The 26,466-nt window shown below is 49.7% G+C and carries 14 protein-coding genes and 2 tRNA genes; 8 read left to right on the plus strand and 8 right to left on the minus strand.

The window, feature by feature from the left end:
• Positions 1–115: 115 nt before the first annotated feature.
• From FVR03_RS14250 to FVR03_RS14265, 4 genes are all read right to left on the minus strand, one after another.
• Positions 116–1,690, minus strand: coding sequence for an amidohydrolase (locus FVR03_RS14250; protein ID WP_147922446.1), 1,575 nt, complete (start codon positions 1,688–1,690; stop codon positions 116–118).
• An 896-nt stretch (positions 1,691–2,586) separates the two neighbouring features.
• The gene (locus tag FVR03_RS14255) at positions 2,587–5,112 is read right to left on the minus strand and encodes a zinc-dependent metalloprotease (RefSeq protein WP_147922435.1); all 2,526 of its coding nucleotides are present in this window, start codon (positions 5,110–5,112) and stop codon (positions 2,587–2,589) included.
• 411 nt (positions 5,113–5,523) lie between these two features.
• The gene (locus tag FVR03_RS14260) at positions 5,524–6,981 is read right to left on the minus strand and encodes a RagB/SusD family nutrient uptake outer membrane protein (RefSeq protein WP_147922436.1); all 1,458 of its coding nucleotides are present in this window, start codon (positions 6,979–6,981) and stop codon (positions 5,524–5,526) included.
• A 23-nt stretch (positions 6,982–7,004) separates the two neighbouring features.
• Positions 7,005–10,160: a SusC/RagA family TonB-linked outer membrane protein gene (locus tag FVR03_RS14265; protein WP_147922437.1), complete on the minus strand. Its 3,156-nt coding sequence runs from the start codon at positions 10,158–10,160 to the stop codon at positions 7,005–7,007.
• 1,230 nt (positions 10,161–11,390) lie between these two features.
• On the opposite strand from FVR03_RS14265, the gene FVR03_RS14270 reads away from it, so the two are divergent.
• Complete coding sequence (locus FVR03_RS14270; RefSeq protein ID WP_147922438.1) at positions 11,391–13,706, plus strand: M20/M25/M40 family metallo-hydrolase; 2,316 nt, start codon at positions 11,391–11,393, stop codon at positions 13,704–13,706.
• Positions 13,707–14,016: 310 nt separating this feature from the next.
• Here the strand turns inward: FVR03_RS14270 and FVR03_RS14275 are convergent, their stop codons facing one another.
• The 3 genes from FVR03_RS14275 to FVR03_RS14285 all read right to left on the minus strand — a co-directional run bounded on the left by FVR03_RS14275 (position 14,017) and on the right by FVR03_RS14285 (position 17,771).
• Complete coding sequence (locus FVR03_RS14275) at positions 14,017–14,694, minus strand: hypothetical protein (protein WP_255474223.1); 678 nt, start codon at positions 14,692–14,694, stop codon at positions 14,017–14,019.
• Between the two features lie 112 nt (positions 14,695–14,806).
• The gene (locus FVR03_RS14280) at positions 14,807–14,992 is read right to left on the minus strand and encodes a hypothetical protein (protein ID WP_147922439.1); all 186 of its coding nucleotides are present in this window, start codon (positions 14,990–14,992) and stop codon (positions 14,807–14,809) included.
• A 337-nt stretch (positions 14,993–15,329) separates the two neighbouring features.
• Positions 15,330–17,771, minus strand: a complete 2,442-nt coding sequence (locus FVR03_RS14285) for a TonB-dependent receptor (RefSeq protein WP_147922440.1) — start codon at positions 17,769–17,771, stop codon at positions 15,330–15,332.
• A gap of 519 nt (positions 17,772–18,290) precedes the next feature.
• Here FVR03_RS14285 and FVR03_RS24435 point away from each other — a divergent pair.
• Complete coding sequence (locus tag FVR03_RS24435) at positions 18,291–18,455, plus strand: hypothetical protein (protein ID WP_187270169.1); 165 nt, start codon at positions 18,291–18,293, stop codon at positions 18,453–18,455.
• An 88-nt stretch (positions 18,456–18,543) separates the two neighbouring features.
• Here the strand turns inward: FVR03_RS24435 and FVR03_RS14290 are convergent, their stop codons facing one another.
• Positions 18,544–19,074, minus strand: a complete 531-nt coding sequence (locus tag FVR03_RS14290; protein WP_147922441.1) for an RNA methyltransferase — start codon at positions 19,072–19,074, stop codon at positions 18,544–18,546.
• Between the two features lie 373 nt (positions 19,075–19,447).
• Here FVR03_RS14290 and FVR03_RS14295 point away from each other — a divergent pair, with 373 nt between their 5' ends.
• The 6 genes from FVR03_RS14295 to FVR03_RS14320 form a co-directional block, all read left to right on the plus strand.
• Positions 19,448–20,677, plus strand: a complete 1,230-nt coding sequence (locus tag FVR03_RS14295) for an ABC transporter permease (protein WP_147922442.1) — start codon at positions 19,448–19,450, stop codon at positions 20,675–20,677.
• 589 nt (positions 20,678–21,266) lie between these two features.
• On the plus strand, positions 21,267–23,900 hold the full coding sequence (gene mutS, locus FVR03_RS14300) for a DNA mismatch repair protein MutS (protein WP_147922443.1): 2,634 nt from the start codon (positions 21,267–21,269) through the stop codon (positions 23,898–23,900).
• 419 nt (positions 23,901–24,319) lie between these two features.
• A tRNA-Gly gene (locus FVR03_RS14305) sits at positions 24,320–24,392 on the plus strand.
• A gap of 85 nt (positions 24,393–24,477) precedes the next feature.
• A tRNA-Leu gene (locus FVR03_RS14310) sits at positions 24,478–24,561 on the plus strand.
• A gap of 490 nt (positions 24,562–25,051) precedes the next feature.
• Complete coding sequence (locus FVR03_RS14315) at positions 25,052–25,483, plus strand: hypothetical protein (RefSeq protein ID WP_147922444.1); 432 nt, start codon at positions 25,052–25,054, stop codon at positions 25,481–25,483.
• Between the two features lie 143 nt (positions 25,484–25,626).
• Positions 25,627–26,466, plus strand: an 840-nt coding sequence (locus tag FVR03_RS14320) for a LysR substrate-binding domain-containing protein (RefSeq protein WP_147922445.1), incomplete at its 3' end; no start/stop codon positions are given.

Genomic DNA, 26,466 nt, shown 5'->3' on the forward strand with positions numbered 1-26,466 from the left:
TTGTACCCGCTAATCAGCAAAGTCCAGTAGCAGCAGTTCAGCCTGCGCTTCCGGACTTCGCCTTCAAACTAACCTATATTAACTCACGGTTGCTTTAAGGTAGCAACCACACCTTTTACTTAGCATCAGCCGCCTTTATAGATGCTTCCTGTTTCAGGGTAGGGTAGGTAATGCCCAACTGCTCCAGGTAGGTGCCGTATTTGCTTGGGTCGTAGTAATACTTCTTCATTTCTGGGCGGAACTCCTCCATTATCTTTTTATTCAGGGTAATGGCGGGTTTATCGGTTTTAGAAATGAGCGGGGTGTACTTGGTTTCTTTTGTCTGCACCTCGTTGAAATAGCTCCAGGCTTCCTTCACGATTTCTGGTTTTACAAACATGTCGAGCAGGGTCATAGCCTGGGCTTTGGCTCCGGCTGTTACGCCTTTGTGGGCTATAGGTGTGGCCATAGAAATAGCGTTGGCCCAATGGTGGCCCGGCAAACCTGGTATGTTGGCCGGGAAACGCAGGGTAACCGTTGGCACATTCCAGGAAATATCGGCAATGTCGTCGGAGCCGCCACCTCCGGTAGAGGCTGTGGCTGTAGGCCGCGACAAGGTGCTGAGGGAGGTGCTCAGGCCATTGCCTCCACGACCCGGTGTGCCATCGTCGTTGCCCGCCTGCATTTCCAGTTGCACGGCTTTGGCCAGTAGCTGGTCTTCTTCGCTCCATTTTGGCAGGCCTACGGCTTTTATGTTTTCGTACATGGCCTCGGCAATGGGTTTGTTAAAATGGCCAGGCCAGGCGCTGCCCAGCACTTCGTAGGTCATTTCGGTGTTTGTCATTTTAGCGGCTGCCTCGGCTATTCTGATGCCTGCTTCGTAGTTGGTCATTATTTTAGGATAGGTGCGCTCCCGGAAGTAGTACCACACCGCTGCTTTGGAAGGCACCACATTAGGCTGGTCGCCACCATCAACAATCACGTAATGCGACCGCTGCGTTGGCTCCATGTGCTCGCGGTGGTAATTCCAGCCAATGTTCATCAGCTCCACGGCATCAAGGGCGCTACGGCCGCGCCAGGGGCCACCCGCTGCATGCGAGGCCTGCCCCGAAAAGTTGAATTTAACCGATATCATGCCGTTGCCACCGCCATCGCCATACGATACGCCCATGTTGTTGCCAACGTGGGTAAAGAGGCAGGCATCCACATCTTTAAAGAAGCCATCGCGCACATAGTAGGCTTTGGTGCCCAGCTGCTCTTCGGCTACGCCCGGCCATACCATTATGGTGCCGCCAATTTTCTCGCGCTCCATTATCTTTTTGAGCGCCAGCACCGCCGTTACGTTAAGTGGTTGCCCGGCATTGTGGCCTTCGCCGTGGCCGGGTGCTCCCTCTACTATAGGCGAGTGGTAGGCTACACCCGGTTTCTGCGAGGCTTTGGGTATGCAGTCTATGTCGCTGCCAACGGCTATTACCGGTTTGCCAGAGCCCCATTTCGCGGTCCAGGCGGTTGGTATGCCGGCAATGCCATGTTCTATGGTAAAACCGTTTTTCTCCAGAATATCGGTGAGGTAGCGGCTGGTTTCTTCTTCCTGAAAACCAAGTTCTCCGAAGCTGAAAACCATATCGACCATCTCCTGTGTGTGTTTCTGCTGCTTGTCTATCTCCGTGGCCAGTTCTTTCTTCAGGGCATCTATTTTAGCCGGAGACATTTTTTTCTGGGCCTGCAGGGCCGGGGGCAGCAAGAGCAGTGTACCGAGCAGGCAGGCGGTCCAGAACGCGTGAGTTTTGTGCCGGAAATAAGGAGTAGTTGTGCTTTTCATATTAAAACTAGTTTAGATGAATGTTTATTTTTTAGATGCTGGATTCTTTTAGTTATTCAGAAGCTGATGTTTAGCACCTGCGATTTAGGAAGTTGCTTAAAATAGGTTCCAATACAATTGGTAACAGCTTTATCCGGTGCCCTCAGGCTTTGTTGTTTTATTGTAGAAGTCTTCGCGCTCACGGCCGCGGGGCCGCGTCCTTGGCCATCGCCGCTGTGTTCCCTCCTGCCTTCGCTCCCGCTCAGGCTGCCGCTAAAGCGGTACCGGATCTCACAAGGCGGCTCAAGCCAAGGACTGGGTTTTGTGCTACGAGCAAGAGCTACAGGGCCAGCAACTGTATTTGTTAGCTCAATTAACTTGGGTTCTTTCACTCAATTTACTTGTCTCGGCAGTGCGTGACATCTTTAATAACTGATGTTACGCATTTTTTTACACCCGCTCGTCTCTGACGAGTGTGTATTCTTTCCGCGTCTTCAGACGTGCGTAAGTCGAAAAAAATTAGCCATCGCCCGTGTTAAAAAAGCAATATTTAATTCATAAAACTTTAAAAACGCGTCTGGAGACGCAGCGTGAGTACACACTCGTCAGAGACGAGCGCGAGGTGCGTGACATCTTTAATATGTAAACAATTGACCCATTCATACACTCACTCATTCAATCTCTCATTCACTCATTCAAAATTTCTTCCAAACAACCATTAAGCCATGTAACCTTCAAACAATCAACAACCAGCCAAATGGCCTTCAGAAGGTGGTTGGGCTTTTTTAGGTCAAGGGTTCTGGTGGCTAGTATACCCAGTCGTCGTCCAGAAAGTCCATGCCAGGCATGCCGATAGGAGCACCTGGAGGCATCGTGAACTGCGGACCTGGCTCAAACTTGTTCGGTTCTGCTCTGAAACCTTCGATCTGAGAAAGGGCGAACAGCATGTTGGCTTTCTGGTTGGCCTGGGCCGTTGCCATATTGCTGTTCAGCCACTCGCGGAGCTCTTCCACTTTCAGTAGCGCCTGTCCGCGGGCATTTTCAGGGGCTTTGGAGTTGGCTGCTAGAGCCAGCAGGTGCTTCATCGTCAGGTTATTGACCATGGTTTGCAGCTGGCCGTGGTAGCCGGTTTGCATGGGAGCTTTCCAGGTACTTTCTATCAGCTTATCGGCTACGGCCATAAAACCAGGCTGCTCTCTGTCGCGGGCGTTGTACTCGATGAGGCGTGCCGCGCGCTCAGGGTCCAGAATAGAGGAAATAGTGAGTGTTGCGGCTGCCTCTGCAGCAGAAATAGGATCGAAGGTGGGGCCGGTTTTGCCGCTGAATGTTTCTACAGACGACGGATAACCGGAAGGGCGTGGCGGTATTTTCTGGATCAGGGCTTCGGGCAGGGCAAGGGCTTCTGGTGTAACAGTGGCCATCAGGGCATCAAAGGCTTTCCATTGCTCTTTCGGTTCCACCATGCGGGTGATTACCTGCCCATCGCCTTTAACGGCATGTGTAAAATACAGCCCGCCTACTGATTTTGCCACGGCTTCTACCTGGTAGCGGTGCAACAGGTACATTGGTACCAGCACTTCTTCGAGGGTAGCCATCGGCTCGCCTTTCGGAATCGCTTTCTCTGAGAAATTGTCCAGTACCTGGCGGCGCACCTTCATCAGTTTATCAAGTTCGGCAATCGGGTTCTCGCCATCGTCCCACTGGTGCGAGGTGGGGTGCGCATAGCCGCCAATTCCCGGAATAAAGATGAAGCCTTGCTTTAAGGTCTCCTGCATTATTTTGTCCAGTTCTGCGTCTTCGTTTGCTCCTTTCGGGAACTCGGTGTAACCCCATATTACAGAGCGAACATCCCAGCTACCTATTCCTTTGGCGTAAGCATCAGAAATATCGATAGTGCCGTCTTTTTTGAGTGTCATTTTAGGGAAGGGATAATCCATAACGGAGGCACGGCCTTTGGGGCTGGCGGCAAAGTTATGAGCGTAGCCCAGCGTGTGACCAATTTCGTGTGCCGATAGCTGCCGGATGCGGGCCAGCGCCATTTCTTCTAATTGCTTTGGTATGGGTTTGCCATCTACGTAAGGCTGCGTCAGGCCAACAGCAATCAGGTAATCCTGGCGGTGGCGGTCGGCTCCTAAGGTGACCACACCTTTAATAATTTCGCCTGTGCGAGGGTCTATGTAAGAGGCACCGGAAGAGAATGCTCGTGGACTGCCGGAGCGGTTAATCCAGTTCACCACGTTGTAGCGAATGTCCATCGGGTCGGCATCGGCGGGGAGTTCTTTTACCTGGAAGGCATTTTTAAAGCCGGCTGCCTCAAAGGCTTCGTTCCACCAGTTGCCACCTTCTATCAGCGCTTTCTTAATAGGCTCTGGGGCACCGCGGTCTACATAATACACAATGGGTTTAACCGGTTCGCTAACTTTGGCATTCGGGTTTTTCTTTTCGAGGCGGTGGCGGCGGCTGTAGCGTTTTACCAAAGGCTCGCTCATGGGGGCGGCAAAGTCGGTGTAGCTGAACATGCCCATAGCAGAACGGGAGTCGAACTTGCGGGGCTTGTACTTATCGTCGGGTAGCTCCACAAACGATTGGTGCATTTTTACGGTAACGGCTGTGGGGTCCGGAGCAATGCCATCGCCGCCTCCTCCGTACCTGTTGCCGCTGCTGGCAGCTGGGTTCACCAGCGTAACCATAGCCTCGAACTCCGTATTTTTAGGGAAATTTTTGGTGTTGGGCAAAAACACTGCCGACCGGGTTTCGTCTATGCGGTAAGCAGTGGCAGAGGAGGTGGCAGCAGCGCCACGGTTCAGGCCGGAGTAGCTGCGGTTGGCAAGGCGGCTGCCAATGTTCTGGCTGTCGCGGATCAGGAAAGGCGTCAGGTCAATCAGCACCTTTTCTCCTTCGGTTGCTACAGGCGTAAAACCAAAAATAACAGATTTGGCAAAGGCATTGTCTACTGCTTTCAGCTCGTCGGGGTTGGCGGTGCTGGCCCTGAAGTTGGTGTTAGGCTGCACCAGAAATACCTTTGGCCCCACGCGCATAAACTTTGCCATGGCAGAAGAAGCCTGCCCACGCTCCGGACCACCATTGCCTACTCCTTCGGCCATATACTTGAAGTACAGAAAATCGGTGTCGAACTTGTCTACCACGAGCAGGATTTTGCCTGTTTTCTCTTCGTAGTAAAAAGGAAAGTAGCCATCCATTTTTTTCAGGCCCTGCACGCGGGAGGCTATGCTCATTTCCGATGCCGTTTCGGCTCTTCCGGCAGGACCCTGAGCTATGACAGGACTGCTAAGCGTAAGTAGCCCTGCTACTAGTAATCGGTTAATCTTCATAAGAAAAGGTTAGGCGTTTTTAATGTGAGTTTAGGTTTTTTGCTGCCAAGGCCGCCAGCTTGTTGAGGGCTGGCAGCAGCAGGTGGCATCAAGTTATAAGGTGTACACAACATGTAATTTCAGAACGCAAGCTATTAGACTGGTACTGCATAAAGAGGTAGTTCCCGGGTTTAGCCCTTGACCTTTTTTTGTTAATTTTTCTTCTGAAGGCCATTTTCATTTGCATAATTGGGCAATGCTCCGGTTATATAATCTTTAGGAAGTAGTAGTTGGTGGTAAGCTTGTCCTTCGCTGATCTGACATTTTGAGCAAATACTGTCTTTAGGCTGAGGTTATATAAGAAGAAGATTCTTTGGCCGGGGTCAGGCATAGAAGCAGAAGGCCCGACCCGCAGCCTCAGAAGTCCCCTTGTCACAAGGCTCTGTTAGCAGAAATCTCTGCATTCGGAATAGGGAAGATGTACTCTGGCTGTGAAGGTGAGATAGCCGGGGCCGTACCTTTTGCCGGAATGGTGAGCAGGTTGCGCAGCAAATCGTTGGAGCGGAGACCTTCGCCTACAAACTCGATTCTTCGTTCTACCAGAATTGTGCTGGTAATCGCTTCCTGAGTTGCAAGTGCTTCTGCCGGAAATGTATAAGTTGCATCGGCGCGTTTGCGCACAGCCATTAGCAATTGCGTAGCCAGAGCCATGTCGGGGCTTGTTTTGCGGGCCAGTGCCTCGGCATAATTCAGCAATACCTCCGAGTAGCGGATAACCGGAATGTAATCCAGAAACGGGCTGAACTTGCTGTACTTCATGAGGTAGGTGGTGGTGCCGGAGGTGCGGAACATGGTTTTACGCTCGTCGGTAGCAGGCCAGGTTGGGTGGCCGTAAATGCCGGTCGGGTTCATGCTGTACTCCTGGTTGGTGTTGTACTCGTAGCCCAGCGACGATTGCCCGCTTACGTTGTTCAACTCCGTCATGGGCATTGAGAAGATAGACTCGGTGGTGGTGTAGTCATTCATGAAAATGGTGCGGATGCTGGGTTGCAACTGGTGCGCCACACCTGTTGGAGCTGCAAAAGAACCAGTAGCTGTGGGCTGCACTATTTTCTGCGCCTCCAGCGCTACCTCCTCAAACTTGCCCATGTTCAGGTACACCCTGGTTTTAAGCGCAATAGCGGTGTTTTTGTGCGCGCGGGTAGTGTTTAGCAATGCAGAGGCATAAGAGGTAGGCAAGGCAGTTTCGGCTTCGTTCAGGTCTGTCAGAATCTGCTCGTATACCTGCGCCACGGTGCTTAAGGCCAGATCGTTATTGGCAGGCGTTTTTTCGCCCTGCAAGCGGAGTGGCACGCCCGGCGAGGCTCCGTTATCCATCACATAAGGTTTGCCATAGAGGGTTATGAGCGCAAAATAAGAAATAGCTCTCACCAGCTTGGCCTCGCCTACATATTGGGTCGCTGTGGCGGCAGGCACTACATCGGGGTTAGCGGCAAGCCCATCTATGAGCAGGTTGGCGGAGTTAATGGTGGAGTAGGCGTTGCTCCAGGTAGTCAGGGCATCGTTAGAGCCGGAGTTGATGGTGTGGTTCCAGGCATCGTAGCCGGTAAACACGTTTTGGAGGCGGTTCATAAACTCTTCGCCCCTGATATCGGAGAGCATTAAGTAGCGGCCTCCGTAAAAGCTGCCGTTCTTCATGGCGGCGTACATACCGTTTACCTGCCCCAGTACCCGGCCCGGCGAGTCGAACAGAAACGTGTCTTGCAGCGAAGTATCAGGCGTTGGGTTCAGAAGTTCTTTTTCGTCGCAGGCGCTCACCGAAAGGCAAAGCGAAATGGCAAGGCAGGCCATGCGCAGTTTTCCTGCAGTTGTGTAGCTTATAGTTATCATGCTGAATCTTTTGAAGTGAAAAATTAGAATCCGAGGTTTACACCGAAGGTGAACGTTCTGCCTTGTGGCACAGAGTTCTTATCGACACCAGGAGTCAGGTTCGAGTTACCGTTAGACGAAATGTCCGGGTCCTGGCCAGTGTAACCTGTAATCAGGAAGGCATTGAACACCTGTGTGTAGAGGCGCAAAGAGCTAATGCCGGAGTTTCCGAATAATCTGCCAGGTACTTTGTAACCAAGTGTGGCCGTCTGCAGGCGCAGGAAGTCAGCTTTCTCTACGTTCTCGGAGATCGGGAAAGAAGAACCATTAGATAGCAGGTCGCCGATTACCACACGCGGAATGTTGGTTACCTGGCCTTCCCCGGTCCAGCGCTCCAGCACCTCGGTTGAGTTGTTCCAGAAGCGCTGATCGCGCCAGGTGCCTTTGGTGCCGTTCATGATGTAGTTGCCGCCAGAGTAAGTAAAGTTAACGGCTACATCGAACTGGCCATATTTAATGGTGTTGTTAAAGCCGCCGTACCAGGTTGGCAGTGCGTTGCCCAGCAACTGGTAATCAGATACGCTGATGGCCGGTGCAGGAGACCCGTCGAAGTAGGTCCAGCGGCTGCCGCCAGAAGGCACGGCATGGCTGTACTGTACACGCTCGCCGTTTGCGTTAATGAATACACGCTGACCAGTGGCAGGATTTACGCCGTCTGTTTTAGCACCAAACAAGCTGCCAACGGAGTAACCTACCCGTGTAATGTTGCTGGTTTCGGCAGAGGCGCTGGTGGTGCCTACAATTTCGGTTCCTTCTCCGAACAGTTCTGTTACACGATTCCTGTTGGTGGTGAAGTTAAAGTTGGTACTCCAGCTGAATTTGCCTTTCTCGATTACGCTGGCATTAATGCCGAACTCAAAGCCTTTGTTATACATGGCACCTACGTTCATCAGAATAGAGTTGCCTGGAATGCCTTTAGATGGAGACTGCGGTACATCCAGGATCAGGCCGTTTACGTTGTTGTGGTAGTAGGTAAGGTCCAGGGTAATGCGGTTGTTGAGCAAGGCAATGTCGGCGCCTATGTTGGTCTGGTCGCTGGTTTCCCAGCCCAGGTTTGGGTTGCCGCCCTGGCTGAAGGCCCATGTGGCGGCAGTACCGTAAAGGGCTGAATTGTAAAGCGAAAGTGAGCCAAAGGCATTGGGCAGGTTCCCGTTTCCTACACGGCCCCAGCTACCGCGCAGCTTCACGTTATCCACTACATTGGCTATAGGCGAGTTTCTGAAAAACTCTTCCTCAGAAAGCAACCATCCTGCCGATACACCGCCAAAGTTGCCATACTTCTTGCCTGAACCCAGTGCAGAGTTACCATCTCTGCGGAAGTTAAGCGTAACAAAATATTTGCTGGCGTAGTCGTAGGTGAGGCGCGAGAAAACAGAGGCAAAAGCCCGCTCGTTAAGCGAGTTGCTCGATGGTGAAATGTTGCCGAAGCTTCCCTGAAACTCATCGAAAAACTCATCTGACAGCTGCGATCTGGTGGCGCCCCAGGAGCTTCTCTTAAACTTCTGGATGTCGTAACCGGCCAGGGCTGAAATATTGTGTTTCTCAGCCAGGGTGGTCTGGTAGCTCAGGGTGTTGGTGGCGTTCCAGTTATCTACGAGCACACTGCTGTTGGTAGAGTTGCCGCCGGCACCAAAGCCTGGTCCGTGTACGGCACTCTGGAAGTTGCTGTTCTCAATTTTGAGGCGGTCAACGGCGTAAGTAAGTTTATAATCTAACTTCTTCAGCAGCTTGGCCCTCGCCGAGAAACTGCCAATAATACGGTCGTTCTCTGAGGAGTACTTGTTCAGGTCCATCATGGGCACCACATTGTAAAAGTTGCTCGCCACAGTGTTATTGCCCATGCCCAGCGTGTTGGAGTTGCTGAGGTTGTAGGAGCCATCCGGGTTGAACACGGGTACGTTTGGAGCAGAGAGCGTGGCTAACCTCGCAGCACCTACCAATCCAAAGGCATTTCCTTCCAGAGATCCTGTGTTAGGAGAGGTGTTGAGGCTGTTGTTATAATTCAGACTACCCGTCAGGCTTAGCCAGTTGGTGAGTTCGTGGTCGAGGTTAAAGCGCGCGGCCTTGCGGGTGAACTCGTTTGTTTTAAGTATGCCCGACTGGTTGCTGTAGTTGGTAGAGAAGTAGTATTTGGTGGTCTGGTTGCCACCCGAAAAGTTAATGCTATGGTTCTGCGATACGCCTGTCTGGTAGACTTCATCGTACCAGTTGGTGTTCACCAGCGAGCCATCTTCGTTGTACATCGGGAAAAACGATTCAGACGGCACAGAAGGGTTGTTGATGTTGCCGCTCAGTATTTTAGAGTTCAGAACAGCTTCATTTTTGAGCATCATAAACTGCTCGGCATCCAGCAGGTCGGGCAAGCGCACTGCTCTGGTTATGCCGGTCCAGCCTTCGTAGTTCACTTTTGGCTTACCAGATTTGCCGCTCTTGGTCGTTATTAAAATAACGCCTGCAGCCGCTCTGGAGCCATAAATAGCCGTAGAGGCAGCGTCTTTCAGCACGTCGATAGACTCTATGTCGGCGGGGTTTATATCGCCTAGTGGGTTGTTGGCTACTGTAGAGTTGCCGGAGGCGTCGCCGGTGTTTATCGGAATGCCATCTACCACAATAAGTGGATAGGAGCTAAGCGAAATGGAGTTTATGCCCCTTATCCGGATAACGGGGGCGTTGTTCAGCACCCCATTCGGTAAGCCAATGCTCACACCGGTGGCTTTCCCTGCCAATGCCTGGTCGAAGCTCTGCACCGGCATGTCTTTTACGGCATCGCCAGATACTCTGGCCGCTGATCCTGTAAATTCCTCTTTGGTCTGCGTACCGTAACCCACTACCACTACCTCTGTAAGTTGCTTAGAGTCAGAGGCTAGTTTCAGGTTGATTACAGGTTTGTTAGCGGGTATCTCTTCTTTGTTATAGCCTATATACGAAAATATCAGGGTACTATTTGGCGGACAGTCTAGTTCAAAAGATCCTTCTGCATCTGTAGCAGTGCCTTGAGTAGTACCTTTTACAACTACTGTAACCCCAGGCAAGGGTAAGCCATCTCCGGCATCCGTTACTTTACCTGTAATATGTGGTGTCTGTGCCTGCGTCTTTAGTACAAAGAGTAAAGCGGTTAGAAGAAGTAAATAGTGTTTCATGGTGCTAGCGTTAGAGGTTGCAATAAAATAAGCTAATCAGAAAACAATAGACGCGAAGAGTCAGCGCCCTTATTTTGCACATTACCAGTAGGTATATGTACTGTAAAGGAGTAGGGGTAATTCCGGATAATTAAATAATTATGAGACTGCTTCGTGAAGCAATGAGCGGATGTATCTCATCCTGCCTTTGATTTGAATCAAAATATTATGATTTAATCAAAGAATATGCTGTAAATGTGGAAATTGTGTAAGCCTTGTTCTGTAAGTTTAAAAATTATTTAATTAAGATGCAAGGTATGTACATCCTTTTTAATTATTTTTTTCAAAGACTATAATATAATTTAACTAATTTTTGTTAGTTATAACTTTGACTATCTATAGTAAAATTGGCCGATTAAGACCAATCAAGTGCGTTTTGAACTATTTCGGAAACTCACAGAAATAAAATCAGGTTGTAAATTATGAATAAAATAAAAAACGGTATTCAAATGGAAGCCCTTCCAGATAGCTGTAAAGATGTATTTGCTTTTATGTTAGTTAGTTGCACCAGTACTGCTGTTGTGCTGCTCTGATGCTTAACTTTGTATTTTTTCGGTAGCATGGGTGTGGTGTGCAAAATGAGAAGGATTAATGGCGTTGCGTTAACTATAACTATTCTAATCTGCAGCTTCTTTGGAGGTGCATGGGGGTGTGTTTTTATTGTATTGTGTTTTTTACACAATAACACACAAGCTTATTTATTGCTTCAGCTTTAACCAGTACATAAACTTGTAAAAGGCCAGAAAATGAGTTCTTACCAGGCAATACTTGATTCAAGCTGCCTGGAACCTGTGTCAGGATCATCACCAAATTTTCAAGATAATGTAAAGCAGGAACATCTCCTGCAGGTTAGTCAGGTTTTGTGTGAGGCGCGCTAAGAAAGTTATAACCCAGGATCATGGCGTGAAAGGTGTTTCAGAATTATGCTAATGAAAAGAGCCTTCCAAAAGAATATCATCAGAATTTCGTCAAGGGTCTGGCATAGCAGCCATTGCTGTTGCTTTTTAATTTCCTGCAGCTAAAGCAGCGGTAACTATACAGACCGGAAACGCAGGATTCTGAAACTTGCAGCTGGTCATTTTCAGATTTACTGCTATATTTCAGAGATAAACTAAAGTGAAGCGTTTCTACAAGTTGCCCGAATCGCTTTGCGCCCTCTTCTTCTTGTAAGTGCCACTAAAATTCGCTGCTATGCCATTCCGACATCATACTAACGCTGTGTTCCTGTTGCTAAGCCTGGTGGCTATTTGCTGGTTAAGTATTTACCTGGTTCGCCCTCCGGAAGCTTTGCCCTCAGATGCTCCGTTGCAGGAGTTTTCGGCAGCCCGGGCCATGCAGCATGTACGGCAGGTGGCGCAAGAGCCGCATGCCATGGGAACTGCCGCGCATGCCAGAGTTCGCGCTTACTTAGTCTCTGAAATGAAGAAGCTGGGCCTGGAGACACAGGTGCAGGAAGCGATGGCAAGTAACTCGTTGGCAGGAACGGCCATGCCAGGCTATGTCTATAACATTATGGGGCGATTAAAAGGAAGTGGCACAGCTACTGAAGCAGTGCTGCTGATGGCGCATTACGACTCACAACCCAACACCCCGGGCGCCAGCGACGATGCTGCCGGAGTGGCTGCCTTACTCGAAACAGCCCGTGCGCTACAGCAACAGGAAGCCCTGCAGCACGATGTCATCTTCTTGCTGACCGATGGCGAGGAGTATGGCCTGTATGGCGCTTATGCCTTTCTGGACCACCCTTGGGCCAAAGGTGTTGGCATCGTGCTCAACCTCGACGCAAGAGGAAACTCCGGACCGAGCATGACCTTTGAAATAAGCCCCGGGAACGAGTGGGTGGTGGAGCAGTTAGCTGAAGCCGCACCTTACCCGTTTGCCAGCTCCCTGATGTACGAGGTGTACCGTATGCTGCCTAACAATACCGATTTCACTCCTTTCCGCGAAGCTGGTTATAAAGGCATTAACTCGGCTGCTGTGGCTGGCTTTGTGCATTACCACAAACTGACAGACTCACCGGAAAACCTGAACCAAAACACCCTGCAGCACCACGGCAGCAACCTGCTGGCCCTGACCCGGCACCTGGGCAACGTGCCGCTGAATACTTCCGCAGCAAAAGACAAAGTGTTTTTTAACCCTGCCGGAAGCTGGCTGCTACAGTACCCACTGTGGCTGAATTATGTTTGGCTGGCCCTGCTAACGCTGTTGTTGGTGGCTACCTGTGTGGTGGGGGCGAAGCGGCAGGCATTAACGGCGCTGCAGGTAGTAGGCAGTTTTTTTATGTACCTGCTGCTGCTGGCCATTACAGTTGGTGTTGTTTTTCTGCTGAATAATCTTGTAACTGGCCTTTTGCCTTACTCGCATCCCTTTAACGGCGTGTACGGTGCAGATCAGTTTTTTATAGCCTACCTGCTGCTGGCGCTAGGGCTATTTTTATTGCTCAGTTGGCTGGCGCTGCGCTGGGTCCGGCTGTTCTCGCTGCTGATGGGTGTGTACCTGCTTTGCTACTTGCTTGTACTGGGCGTTTGCTTTTTTCTGCTGTCGGCTACTTACCTGCTGCTCTTTCCGTTGCTCTTTTGCCTGGCTGGCACTTTGCTCGTTTTCAGGCTTAATTTGCACCAGCAGCCTTACCTGGCGCGTCCTCTCCTGATTTTGTTTGTGGCTGCTTTGCCTGCCATTTTTATGCTCATGCCTTACGTGCATTTCCTGTTCGTGATTTTTGAGTTGCAGATGCCCATAGCCATGGTGGCGCTGCTGGTGCTGCTGGCCGGGTTGTTGCTGCCTTTGCTGCACATGCTGGAGCATAGTTACAGCTGGCGTAATTGGCCTTTGCTGCCGCTTTTGCTCTTGCTGGCAGGAGGCTTGCAACTAGCACAAGCCATCGGCAGCGAGGCGCCTTCGCCGCAGCAGCCACTACACAGCGCTGTGTCTTATTACCTGAATGCCGACAGTGGGGAGGCCTTTTGGGTGTCGCCTTTCCAGAAGACGGATGAGTGGAACCAGCAGTTTTTTTCAGATGCCAGCACCGGCTCCTTAACGGCCCTCTATCCTTTTGCTTCGCGCACCTATCTTATGAACACTGCCGATACCATAGCGGTGCCAGTGCCTGTTGCCGAAGTACTGACAGATTCTGTAGCGGCAGGAGAGCGGCACCTGCGTCTGCGCCTCTTTTCGCCGCGTGGTGCGGCGCATCTGGAACTGGTGCTGCAACCGGAGCAGGACAGCCTGCGCTACTCCACTTTAAATGGCTTGCCGCTAAAGTTAAGTCCTATAAAAGCAGCAGAGGAACAGCCGTATTATTTTGCCAGGCTCTATGGGTTGCCTGTCTCAAAAGAGGTGGTGCTGGAGGCTCGGGTAAAGCAGGGCACGCCTCTGCGGCTTTTGCTCTTCGACCAAAGCATAGGCCTGCCGCAGCAACTGATCAAAACTGCCATGCCCGCCCACGTAATTCCGGAGCAAGGCCGCGACAGTAACCTGCTGGTGGTTAGGAAGGAGTATGTGTTTTGATCTGGATAAATGCCATGCCAGCGGATTATTCTAATCAAACTGGCCTCCCAAAGGTTTTTCAGGGACAAAGAACATAAGGGGCAAGACTATTCTTAAGTGAGAATCATGCATTCATTACTCAACTCAAGCTCCTTCTCTTTACAACTTCAAATTTACCATCCATCCATTTAACAATTTACCCATAACTAAATTATGCGAATGAAATCGGCCTTCAGAAGACTTAAAAGAGTTTTTGATTTGAGGGTTGAGTAGGCGAGAGGTTTGTTATTGACTCATTCTCTCACTCATTATTCAAAACTTTGCTTACCTGCTACTTCCACAGTTCCGTCGCCTTCTTGGCCATCCGGAAGAAAATGTCGCGTTCCAGGCCTGCTACCTGTCGGGCTTCCTCTTCGTTGTAACCATTTTCTATGGCGTTCAGGTAATCGTAGTAGAGCTGCGCCAGCTCCAGCGAGTCGTCTTCAAAGGCTTCCACAAATTTGTCGTGCAGCATTTTTTCCGGCTCAAATACCTTCGATGGGTACAGCTTGTCGAGTTGGTAAATCAGGTGTTTGCGCGAGGTGTTGTCGGGTTGAGCGCCAAAGAGCTGTTCTATCGGTAGCTCGTCTTCATCGTTCATTTCCTCCTCTATGTCATCTTCCACGGCTACCGGTTCATACATTATAATATCGAAGCCGAGCAACTCCAGGTATTCTTCGAACTGCTCTTTTATCGGAATCAGGGTAGGCGTTTCGTAAGGGTTGTTGAGCACCTCTGCCAGGTGCAGCGCTATCTCTTTGCCTTTTTCTCCGGCACCAATCAGTATCTGGTTAAACTGTGTGAAATCGCAGCCGAGGTAAATAAACTTGTACTCGTCGTCTAGCAGGGTAAAGCACCATAAGGTGAGAAACTCAGTGTCGTCGATCACTACGGTGTCGATGTAGAGTTCGTTTATTTGTACAAAGCGCGGTATATACTCCGGAGCATCCATGGCTGTTTGGTCTTTCAAAGGTGTAAGAAGCAGCCTGACAGTCCGGGAACAGGGTGCTGATGTATGTTAGATCAGGTTATTATACGAAACGGCTTGCAGGGCAGTTCCCGATTCGTAAAGGGCACAAACGTTAGTCATCGTTGCGGTACACGTAATACAAAATGGCGCCAAGTACTATCGCGCTGATGCGTATACCCCAACTGGCAGCAGGGCCCCATTGGTTTAGCCAATTCAAAATTAATAAGTTAGCACCCATCAACTCCAGCAAAAGCGACAGTAGCCCAGCCATAAAAAGCAGAATTCCGAAGAATTTCATCTAATAAGAATTTAAAATTTGAACTGGAGTAGAAGCCACCCTCTATAAATCGTGGTGCAATATAAGCAGAGTATTGCTTAAATATATAAATTTTTATTCGAAAATAACAATAAAAATTACAGCCTGTTGCCAATTCTCACATTTTATATTGCCGCCGCTACGTAACTACTAAACGCTTATTTAGTTACAACATTTTGTAAGGTTCACCTAAAAGGGTCAGCAACAGTTATTGCAGTGTTTGCTGCAGCAGTAGTTGGTGCCGTAGATGCCTAAAATGGCTCTTTTAGTCTGGAGATTCAGTGTTTACTGGATCGTAGGCTTCTATTCTGATGCTGTCTCAGAATCCTTCTTCCATGTCGCCGGCGTCGTCGTTATTTTCCTGTTTGTCGCGGTTGCGCTGGTTGCCTTCGCGATTTATGCGGTAGGTAAAACCCACGTACACCATCTGCGTTAGGCGCTTGTTGCGGTTTATCATCTCGAAATCGGGGCCAAAGCTCAGGAAGTTAAACTCGCGGGTGTTAAAAATATCGGTTACGCGCAACGAAACGGTTCCCTGCTTTTTCAGCACATCTTTCTTTATGCCCAGGTCTACACCATACATTTGTTCCATGCGTCCTTGTATGGTCACCATAGGGGCCCGGTACTGGCCCGATACCTGTATGGCCATGTCTTTCCAGACAGTCATGGTGGAGTTAAGTTTGGTGTTCCAGCTGAACTGGTTATTGCTCAGCTCTGTATCGCCGCGGCTGTCGTTTAGCTCGGTGCGGAAACCGGAAATGCTGCCGTTTAAGCGCCACCAGTTCGAGAAGGAGTGTGTAGCTACTACCTCTGCGCCATAGTTGGAGCCGGTGCTCAGGTTAATAAAAGACGTAGTGGTAACACCGGTTTCAGAGTTGAACTCCCGGAAACGTTGCACCTGATTGGTGGTGCGGCGGTAAAACAGAGAGGTGTTGAGCGAGGAGTTCTCCCAGTAGCGGAGGTGCCCCAGCTCCAGCGAATTAATAAACTCGGGGTTGAGCCTGGGGTTACCGAAACGGATGTTGAGCGGATCGGTGTAATCGATGAAAGGATTCAGGCTACGGCTGCGTGGCCTGTTAATGCGGCGGCTGTAGCTAAACTGCACTTTGTTGTCCTGGTTAATGTCGTGGGTAACAAAAATACTCGGAAACAGGCTGAAGTAATTGTTCCGGTACACCTCCTGCTGCGTGCGCTGATCGGAGGTGGTCAGGGTTTGCTCGGCGCGTAGCCCTACCTGGTAGCTAAAGCTGTTCCATTTGCTGCTGAAGTTGCTGTATAAGGCATGCACCTGTTCATCAAAAACAAAATGGTTGCTGCGCAGGTTGTCGCTTGCCCATTGCCCAAAAGTATTATCGAAGTTAAAAAAGGTGTTGTCGGTGTCCATGCGCTGAATGGAGGTGCGGTAGCCTGCCTCCAGCTTCGTTTCGTCTGAAATTGGGTGCACGTAGTCTGATTGCAGCACAATGCGCCTGAACATATTATCGGCTGCAGTGCGCTGCAACAGCGGAGGGCGGTCTGCTATCTCATATTGCTCCTCGAAATTGCTGAATTCATCTTCCAGGTGGTTGGTGTAAATAAAATCGGCTGTCAGTTCTTGTCCTTGGCGCTCAAATGTCTGGCGGTAACCGAGCACATAATCCATAGAAAAGTCTTCTTCCCGGTCGGCTGTGGTGCGGGTCTGGGCTGAGTCCTGGGCCATGTTTTCGCCCAGAAAGCGATACAAAATGTGGTTAGAGCCACGCTCTTTGCTGGTGCGGAGCAGGGTGGAGGCAGAGAGGGTGCGTTTCGGCGTGAGGTAATAATCAACTCCTAACCTGATGTTATGCGAAACGTCGAGGTTGGTTCTGGCCTGCTCCTGGTCCAGGAAACTCAAACGATCGGGGTTCGTGCTATTGGGGAAATAGGTGGTCCGGAAGCTGGAGCTGTTGCCGGGCCTGTTATGCTGCCTGAAATCGTAGCCTCCGTTAAGCGAGAGCTTGTTGTGGCGGTAGTTCAGGTTAAGCGAGGTATTGTAGTTGTCGTAGGTGCCGGCGTTCAGCGATACAACTCCGTTCATGCCGGAGGTTTTGTCCTTCTTCAGAATCAGGTTTATGATGCCGCCCGTGCCTTCGGGGTCGTACTTAGAAGATGGGTTGGTTATGATCTCAACACGTTCTATCATGTTGGCCGGAATCTGGTCGAGGCTGAGGTTGGCAAGGGCGGTGCGCTTGCCATCTACCAGCACAGTTACATTGCTGCTGCCGCGCATGCTCACATTACCGTCTATGTCTACCTCAACAGAAGGGGCGTTTTGCAGAGCCTCTGCCACAGACCCGTTTTCGGCGGCAATATCCTGGCTGATGTTCACTACCTTTTTATCGAGCTCGAACTGCACCAGCTCCCGCTGCGATACTACTTCTACTGCTTTTAGAGTCGTAGCTCTGGGGTTTAAGCTGATGGTGCCTGCCGCTGCATTGGGGTTGCTCTCCGAAACAGAAACACTTGAAAACCGGGTAGGGTAGCCCACTACTGTTATGCGCATGATAAATCGCCCCATCGGCACGCGCTCTATCCTGAAAAGACCGTCGAAGTCGGTATTAGCGCCGGTAACGAGGCTGGAGTCTGCAGGCGTTAGCAGTACAACGCTGGCCATACCCACAGGTTCTTTTGTATTGCTGTCTATTACCGTTCCGGATACGCTACCGGTCTGAGACTGTGCCAACGAGGTAGTGGCTATGCTGGTGAGGAGGCAGAAGGAGATAAAAGTATAAATCAGTTTCATAGTTTCTTGTATAAAATAGCTCCAGGAAGAGCTGTGGGTTTAACAGGTTACGCATCGCGACAGTTGTAATCGGATCCGCAAGTTCGGTCCGGAATCGGGTTAGACAATATCTTAAACCGTACTTTTAATCCGTAGCCGCTAGGAGTAAGACCGATAAGTCCTCCTTAGGTTTAACGCAAGTGTCTGGGGTTTGTGCTATTTTTGGGTAATCGGCTTAATAGTACTCGTTAAATGGCGGAAGTGCTTAGTAACAGGAGTAAATTATAAAGTGTAAGAGAAGGGATTGGAAGAGTTGGTGAGGCAGATAGTAGCAGAAGAGAAGGTGCTGTTTTATTTTAATTACAGATGTTATGCACATTTATCAGGAAGTCTCCTTTAAGTTGGTTCTAATACTTTTTGCAATAGTTTTCTTAGGTGCCCTTATGCCGATATGTTTTATAGTTTAGGTCTTAGCGCTCAAGGCGGCGATGGCCAAAGACTGGTGCAGGTTCATTAGCCAAGGCAGTGGCTGGAGGCACTATGCTTGATACAGCGGTAAAAGGAAAAGAGGCTGGTAATTTGTTTTTCTTAGGTGTACAGTTTGATGTTACAGAAATTGAAGTTGCAGTTGGTGTAACTCAGAAAACTAACTTGGCAGAATGCTTACTGTTTGCAAAGAATCAGGCAGAACAAACCCTTGGATAGATTTTGTTGAAAATCCTTCGGAAGGGTGTTTTCATTAGAATAATTGCAGGTTAGCAGTTCACGCATCAGGTTCTACCCTCCTCTGCACTTACCGAATAACTTTACTCAGAAAATCCCACACAACCACGCCTGTTGCTACTGAAATGTTAAGGGAGTGCTTGGTGCCGAACTGCGGTATCTCCAGCACCACATCGGAGAGGCTGACCACTTCCTGTTCCACGCCAAATACTTCGTTGCCCAGCACAAAGGCATATTGCTGCTCCGGCTCTGGCACAAACTCGTGCAGCATGATGCTGTTCTCGGCCTGCTCCACCGATACAATGTTGTAGCCCTGCGCCTGCAGTTGCTTTACCAAATCCAGGGTGCCGGGCACATGCTCCCACTGTACCGATTCCGTAGCTCCCAAAGCCGTTTTTTCGATGTCGCGGTGCGGTGGAGTGCCCGTAATGCCGCAGAGGTAAATCTTCTCCACCATAAAGGCATCGGCTGTTCTGAACACCGAACCTACATTGTTCAAACTCCGCACATTGTCCAGGATCAGGGTGAGCGGCAGTTTTTTCTTGTTCTTGAAGTCCTCTACCGAGTCGCGGTTGAGTTCATCCATCGAGAGTTTACGCATTTTTATTCGGTACAAATTTTAGAAGACACAAGCATCGAAGTGTAAAAGACACAAGGCTTCTTCTGTTTTAACAATGCTGCTGCTGTCATCGGAGCAACGTTAGGTGCAAAGGTCAGGGGAACAGCGGAGAAATCATAATACTGGAAGAAAGAGATAGTTAAAACAGGTCTGCTACAAGTAACCTATCGGGCATTTTTTTGCTGCTGATGCCCGGTTGTTGTGATTTATAGGAATAAAGGCAATATAGTGCTGTTCCAACTTAGTTCTTAGAATCGAAAGCTCAGAAAATGTGCTTTCTCTACCTCATTTTTAATTTTGAATTTCTAATTTTTAATTTGGAAGAGCAACATAGGTACAGATAGCATCAACAGCCATGGTAAAAAAGTTTCTGCAATCTTTCCTGCTTGCGTTCCGGAACATGCGTGGCCGGCTGCTTCATACGCTGCTCTCTGTGCTAGGCATTGTTATTGGCGTGGCAGCGTTGGTGGCAGTGCTGGCTCTGATTGATGGCATGCAGCAGTACGCACAGGAGCAGATAACCAGAACTACTTCCTTAAAAGCCGTTTTTATCCGCACCAATTTAAACAAGCAGGTAAACAATGTATGGTTGAAGAAGGAGACATACGCCTACCTTACCTATCCGGATCTGGAAGCGCTTACCGCATCTCTTAAAATACCTGCCAACTTATACATCCAATACCACCGGCCCAGCGAGGTGCAGGTAGTGGAGAAAGGCAAAACAATGGGCGCCTCTGTGGTGGGCAGGGGAGCTGCTGTTTATGGCGATATAACCTTAGCACACGGCAAACTCTTTACAGAAGCTGATGTAAAAAGCGGGGCAAACGTGGCGTATGTAAATTACTTATTTGCCAGCCTGGTGATGGGCAAAGATTCGGTGCAGCACCTGCTTGGGAAGATAATTGCCTTCAAAGACAGGCAGTTGCAGGTAACAGGCATCATGGCGCAGGATGAGACCATTAAAACACCTGCCATACACGTGCCCATTACGCTCTTCTCTGGGGCAGAGCTGCGGGAAGAGCCACCACAGGCTATTCTGGAGGCACACGATGTGGAGCAGGTGCCCGCTCTGAAAAAGGAAGTGGAAACCTGGCTGAAAACGCACTACAAAACCGGCTCGGAAGATTTTAGTGTAGGCACCAACGAGATGCGGGTAGCGCAGGTAACCAAAGGCATTATGCTGTTCCGGGTGGTGATGGGGCTGATCGTGGGATTGTCGGTGTTGGTGGGTGGTATAGGTGTGATGAATGTGCTGCTGATCTCGGTAAACGAGCGAACCGTGGAGATAGGAGTGCGCAAGGCCATGGGAGCAAAACGAGTCGATATTCTGCTGCAGTTCCTGGCAGAGTCTGTGGCCGTATCGGTTTTCGGAAGTGTGCTGGGCGTAATGTTGGGGGTAGTGGGAACTATGGGAGCAGTGCCTATTATCAAAGCCCTTACAGATGCTCCTTTTCAGGCGGCCTATACCTGGGCTACCTTCCTGACTATCGCCATTATTGCTGTGCTGATCGGGGTGGTTTTCGGGACTTATCCGGCTATGCGTGCCGCCCGCCTCGATCCGGTGGAGGCAATACGCAGGGAGTGAGGAAAGTTAGAAAGTTAAAAAGGTAAAGGGCATACGCTGAATTGGGGCTTCAGATAGAGGGTCTTCTGCTAAAAATGAAAATTGGAAGTTTCTGATTGCTGTCGGTGTGTGGCGCTGGTGCTTCTTTGCCTGTAACATGCATCAACGCTTTTGCGGCAATTTCCTTAAGATCATGTTGTAATTCATACCTAACTATAGTCAGATTCACAGGCCTGTTGCATTCGTTTAAATCTAATCCTGCTAAGTAACATTCAAAGAAGTTTTGCCGGATGGACCCTTGGGTAAATTCGGATGCAAAACCTTCTGAAGGCTGTTTTCATTCGAATAATTTGGAAGCCAGCGCTGCAACAGGTTATTTTATCTGACATAACTTTCTTGGATGTACTTAGCAATGCCTCAAGCTTACCTAATCGTGTTTGCCCCTTGGCTGATATTGCCCAATTTTTCTTCCGAAGGCCATTTTCATTCGAATAATTTCCTATAAAATCCCGTTGTTTCATTCCGATGCTCTTATGAGCCTGTTATCTTTGTAAGCTAAGCTGTGCAAGAGCAGCCAGGAATCATCAATTAACAACCAACAACCAGTAGCATGAAAGGTGGAGACAACAGTACCGTAACCCCGCTGATGAAGCAGTACAACGCCATTAAGGTGAAGCATCCGGGGGCGCTGCTGCTTTTCAGGGTAGGTGATTTTTACGAAACCTTTGGCGAAGATGCCATCAAGGCCAGCAAGATTCTCGATATCGTGCTGACTAAGCGCGGCAACGGCTCTGCCTCCGAAACGGCGCTTGCCGGTTTTCCGCACCACTCCCTCGACACATACCTGCCCAAGCTGGTGCGGGCTGGGGAGCGGGTAGCCATCTGCGACCAGCTGGAAGACCCGAAATCTGTGAAAGGCATCGTGAAGCGGGGGGTGACGGAGCTGGTAACGCCCGGTGTGTCGTTCAACGACCAGGTGCTGGAGCGGCGCAGCAACAACTACCTGGCTGCCATCCATTTCGGCAAAAACGAAACCGGCATTTCCTTCCTCGATATTTCTACGGGCGAGTACATGACCGCCCAAGGCGACAAAAGCTACATCGGGAAACTGCTGCAGAGTTTTTCTCCGGCCGAAGTGCTGTTCTGCAAGCGCGAGAAAGAGACTTTTTTTGAAAACTACGGCCCCGACTTCCGCTACTATGCGCTGGAGGAGTGGGTGTTCAGCCACGACTTTGCCTACGAGTCGCTTACCCGCCACTTCGGTACCACCTCGCTCAAAGGCTTCGGGGTGGAAGGTATGTCGGCAGCTATCATCTCAGCAGGTGCTATTCTGCATTACCTTTCCGAAACGCACCACAAGGAAGTCAGCCACATTGCTACGCTTTCGCGGCTGGAAGAAGATAAATACGTGTGGCTCGACCGGTTTACCGTGCGCAACCTGGAGCTGATTTTTACGCAGCATCAGGAGGGAGTACCGCTCATTCAGGTACTCGACCAGACGGTAACGCCAATGGGTGCAAGGCTGATGAAGAAGTGGGTGGTGCTGCCGCTAAAAGATGTGGCCCAGATAAAACGCCGCCTCAACACCGTGGAGGCGCTGACGCAGCACAGCGAACTGCTGGACGAACTCACGCAGCACCTGAAGCAGATAAATGACCTGGAGCGCCTGATTTCGAAAGTGGCCGTGCGCCGTGTAAACCCACGGGAGCTGATGCAACTGGTAAAAGCCCTCGATGCCATAGAGCCGATACAGCAAAGTCTGGCTATAAGCGATATTCCGGCCCTGCAGAAGCTGGCGGCACAACTGGCTCCCTGCGACGGGCTGCGGCAGGAGATCAAGAAAATACTGCGTCCTGACGCGCCAATGCTCACCAACCAGGGCAACATGATAAACCAAGGGGTACACGAGGAACTGGACGAGCTGCGCGCCATCGCCTTCTCAGGCAAAGATTACCTGGCGCAACTGCAGCAACGCGAAATGAAGAATACCGGCATCAGCTCACTTAAAATTGCTTACAACAAAGTATTCGGTTATTACCTTGAAGTAACGCACGCGCACAAAGACAAAGTGCCTGCCTCCTGGATCCGGAAACAAACGCTGGTGAATGCGGAGCGCTACATTACCGAGGAGCTGAAGACCTACGAGGAGAAGATTCTGAACGCGGAGGAGCGCATCTATACCATTGAGTTCAGTCTTTTTAATGAACTGGTGCTCTACGCTGTAGATTTTGTGGCGCAGGTGCAGCAGAATGCCCGTGTGGTCGGCATCATCGACTGCCTCAGCTCTTTTGCCAGCATCGCATTAACAAATAACTACGTGAAGCCGGAGGTGAGCGACGCACACGTGCTCGACATCAAAAAGGGGCGGCATCCGGTTATAGAGAAGCAGCTGCCACTGGGCGAGAGCTACGTGCCTAACGATATCTTCTTAGACAACGAAGAGCAGCAGATCATCATTATTACCGGCCCCAACATGGCGGGTAAAAGCGCCTTGCTGCGCCAGACGGCCCTGATCGTGCTGATGGCCCAGATCGGTTCTTTCGTGCCGGCAGAGGCAGCATCAGTAGGCATTATCGACAAGATCTTTACACGGGTGGGTGCTTCCGATAACCTCTCTAAAGGCGAGTCTACGTTTATGGTGGAGATGACCGAAACGGCCAGCATCCTGAATAACCTCTCGGACCGCAGCCTGGTGCTGATGGACGAGATTGGTCGTGGCACCAGCACCTACGACGGTATTTCCATTGCCTGGGCCATTGTAGAGCACCTGCACAACCACCCCAAATGCAAAGGTAAAACTTTGTTTGCCACGCACTACCACGAGCTCAACCAGCTGGCCGAAGACCTGCCGCGCGTGAAGAACTACAATGTGTCGGTGAAGGAGGCGAATGGCAAGATTCTGTTTATGCGCAAGCTCGTGGAAGGCGGCAGCGAGCACAGCTTTGGCATACACGTAGCGCAAATGGCAGGCATGCCCAACAGCGTGGTGCTGCGGGCCAACGAAATTATGCACCACCTGGAGCAGGACAAGATCTCGCACCCGGAACAGCAACCCGACATGCAGGCGCTCCCAAAGAGCAGCTACCAGCTCAGCATGTTCGAAGCCCAGGACCCGCAGCTGCAGCGCCTGAAGGAAACAGTGGAGCAACTCGACATTAACACCATAACCCCGGTAGAGGCGCTCCTGAAGCTGAATGAGCTAAAGCTGCTGCTGGCAAAACCAAAACGTGATAAAGTGCGGTAAGGAACCCTTGACCTTTTAGCAGCGAAAAAGCTTCGGAAGGCGGTTTTCATCTGAATAATTGGTTGGTGATCGTTAATGGTTAAATTGTTGAATTGTTAAATTGTTGATTTAGGTAGTTGAGGATGGGGTCATTTTGAATGAGAGGGTGAGTGAATGATTTATAATACTCATTTCCTGATTTGTCATTATTGCCATAATTCGACTGCTTGCAGGCTGTTTCCGGATACTTTTTTCAACTTAGTTCCTTTTTTAGTCACTTAGGTTAAGTGAAATTCGGAGAATCTGAAAATTTTTCTTCCTGAAAATCAGTTGGAAACGAAAAAGTAGCAGAATTTTTTTACACAGACTCTTGACAAGTAAGAAATTGTCTATATCTTTGCATCACTAAATCACTACAACGGTTTAGGAAATGACTAAAAGCGGGAGTAGCTCAGTTGGTAGAGCGCGACCTTGCCAAGGTCGAGGTCGCGAGTTCGAACCTCGTCTCCCGCTCAAATAAAAGGTAAGATAAAGACGTTGTGCTGAACAACGTCTTTATTTTTTGAAAAAACCACTTCGGACCTTCCTCCGAATGGCTGCCGGGATGGTGGAACTGGTAGACACGCAAGACTTAAAATCTTGTGAGCGCAAGCTCGTGCGGGTTCGATTCCCGCTCCTGGTACAAAACTAAAAAACCGCTTAGACATTATAATCTAAGCGGTTTTTTAGTTTCTCAAGCTGCTGTTGCATTACTGTTGCCTCTTCTGAAGGCCATTTTTTAAAGCTACTCAAGCCTTAACCGGCCCAAGCGAGAAAATTCAAAAAACAGAGGCTGCCACTATTCCTGCATAACACACTGCTTGCCTTTTGTGGCAGCGGAAAACGAATGCAGGTATTCCGCAAAATGCATTTCCAAGGCCATAACCAGGCTCATCGGTACCGAAGCACTTAGAAAACCCTCATGCAATTTCTGGTGAATTTCTTTTGTAAAGGCTTTTTTATTAGAATAATGCTGTTTATCTGCCTTGCAACTACCTCAGGAGCTATACCGCAAGGTAAGGGCGGCCATGTTGGCAGCAAACCAAATTTTATATTGCTTCAGTAAGACCCTTTCTAACCTCCTGAAAATTAATTACCTTTATTCAGAAAATCGATAAAATCTTATCCGGCACATGCGCAGAGAGCAGCTGAACCAGTTTGGGAAAATTTATTACGTGGTAGAGTACCAGCAAAGTCGCGACATTATTAATACAGTGTGGCATGGTTACGCCTCTAAAAATGACATCCGCACGGCATGTAGTGTAGGACTGGAACTGCTGCGGGAAACCGGATGCCGGTACAAGCTGAATGATAATACCAACCTGAGGGGGCCGTGGAGTGAAATGGTAGAGTGGCTGGAACAGGCATGGTTGCCCGGTGCTTTGCATGCCGGACTCCGGTACCTGGCACATGTAGCCGCACCAGGTACCTTTGGCGAAGAAGCTGGTAAGGTCATGCAGGTGGGGCAGATAGGGCAGCAGCTGACCTACGGCATGTTTGATAACAGGATGGAAGCACTTATCTGGCTCAGTGCCTGCCAGGAAAAGGAGAAACAGCATGTTTAGCGCTGAATTATTCTAATAAAAAGCCCTTCCAACGCTATTTTAGCTAAAACAAAGTCGAGGACTATTATTTTCCTGTAAAGAAACACCATAACTTTTATATGGCTGTTTCTGCGGTAGCTACGTTCTGCTGAGTATCTTGCTACATGATCTTCGACTTCAGACTGAAAGTTTTTTATACCGTTGCCCGTAAGCTCAGCTTCACAAAGGCCGCCAACGAACTGTTTATAACACAGCCTGCCGTTACCAAGCATATAAACGAGTTGGAGCAGCAACTGGGGGTGGGACTCTTTAAGCGGCAGGGCAACAGCATTTCCATTACCCCGGCAGGACAAATTCTGCTGGAGCACGCCCAGAAAATATTCCAGATTTACGCTACCCTCGAAAACGACCTGGTGCAACTAACCAATACTTCTGGCGGCACTATCCATATTGGGGCGAGCACAACGCTGGCGCAGTACGTGCTGCCAAAAATCCTGGCGTTGTTTAAAACGGCTCATCCTGCCATACATTTTACTTTTGCCACCGGCAACAGCGAGCAAATCGAGCATCAACTAATAAACGAGAAAATAGATATTGCCATTGTGGAAGGTATCTCGCACCATCCGCAGATCATGTATGAGCCTTTCGTAAAAGACGAAATTGTGCTGGTAACCCGTACCAATGGCCGACTTGCCAAAAAGAATGAGATTAAACCAGAGCAGTTGCTCCACATGCCGTTTATACTCCGGGAGCACGGTTCCGGTACCCTCGACGTAATTTACAAAGAACTCTCTACGGCAGGTATCCATCCGAAAGATCTGATAACCGAAATACAGCTCGATAGCACCGAGAGCATTAAACAGTACCTGCTCTATGCCGATTGTGCTGCTTTTTTATCGATACACTCCATTGGTCAGGAGCTGCAGCAGAACAAACTGAGTATTATTGATATCAAGGGCATCGATATTTACCGGACTTTCCAGTTTATTACCCTGCACGGGCAA

This window comes from Pontibacter qinzhouensis (assembly GCF_008017455.1).
In the GTDB taxonomy this organism is placed as follows: Bacteria; Bacteroidota; Bacteroidia; order Cytophagales; family Hymenobacteraceae; genus Pontibacter; species Pontibacter qinzhouensis.

What these genes read in the sequence shown, in the direction of transcription:
- FVR03_RS14250 (WP_147922446.1), bottom strand. Translation starts at nt 1,690, where the DNA reads ATGTCTCCGGCTAAAATAGATGCCCTGAAGAAAGAACTGGCCACGGAG.
- FVR03_RS14255 (WP_147922435.1), bottom strand. Translation starts at nt 5,112, where the DNA reads ATGAAGATTAACCGATTACTAGTAGCAGGGCTACTTACGCTTAGCAGT.
- FVR03_RS14260 (WP_147922436.1), bottom strand. Translation starts at nt 6,981, where the DNA reads ATGATAACTATAAGCTACACAACTGCAGGAAAACTGCGCATGGCCTGC.
- FVR03_RS14265 (WP_147922437.1), bottom strand. Translation starts at nt 10,160, where the DNA reads ATGAAACACTATTTACTTCTTCTAACCGCTTTACTCTTTGTACTAAAG.
- FVR03_RS14270 (WP_147922438.1), top strand. Translation starts at nt 11,391, where the DNA reads ATGCCATTCCGACATCATACTAACGCTGTGTTCCTGTTGCTAAGCCTG.
- FVR03_RS14280 (WP_147922439.1), bottom strand. Translation starts at nt 14,992, where the DNA reads ATGAAATTCTTCGGAATTCTGCTTTTTATGGCTGGGCTACTGTCGCTT.
- FVR03_RS14285 (WP_147922440.1), bottom strand. Translation starts at nt 17,771, where the DNA reads ATGAAACTGATTTATACTTTTATCTCCTTCTGCCTCCTCACCAGCATA.
- FVR03_RS24435 (WP_187270169.1), top strand. Translation starts at nt 18,291, where the DNA reads ATGCTTGATACAGCGGTAAAAGGAAAAGAGGCTGGTAATTTGTTTTTC.
- FVR03_RS14290 (WP_147922441.1), bottom strand. Translation starts at nt 19,074, where the DNA reads ATGCGTAAACTCTCGATGGATGAACTCAACCGCGACTCGGTAGAGGAC.
- FVR03_RS14295 (WP_147922442.1), top strand. Translation starts at nt 19,448, where the DNA reads ATGGTAAAAAAGTTTCTGCAATCTTTCCTGCTTGCGTTCCGGAACATG.
- mutS (WP_147922443.1), top strand. Translation starts at nt 21,267, where the DNA reads ATGAAAGGTGGAGACAACAGTACCGTAACCCCGCTGATGAAGCAGTAC.
- FVR03_RS14315 (WP_147922444.1), top strand. Translation starts at nt 25,052, where the DNA reads ATGCGCAGAGAGCAGCTGAACCAGTTTGGGAAAATTTATTACGTGGTA.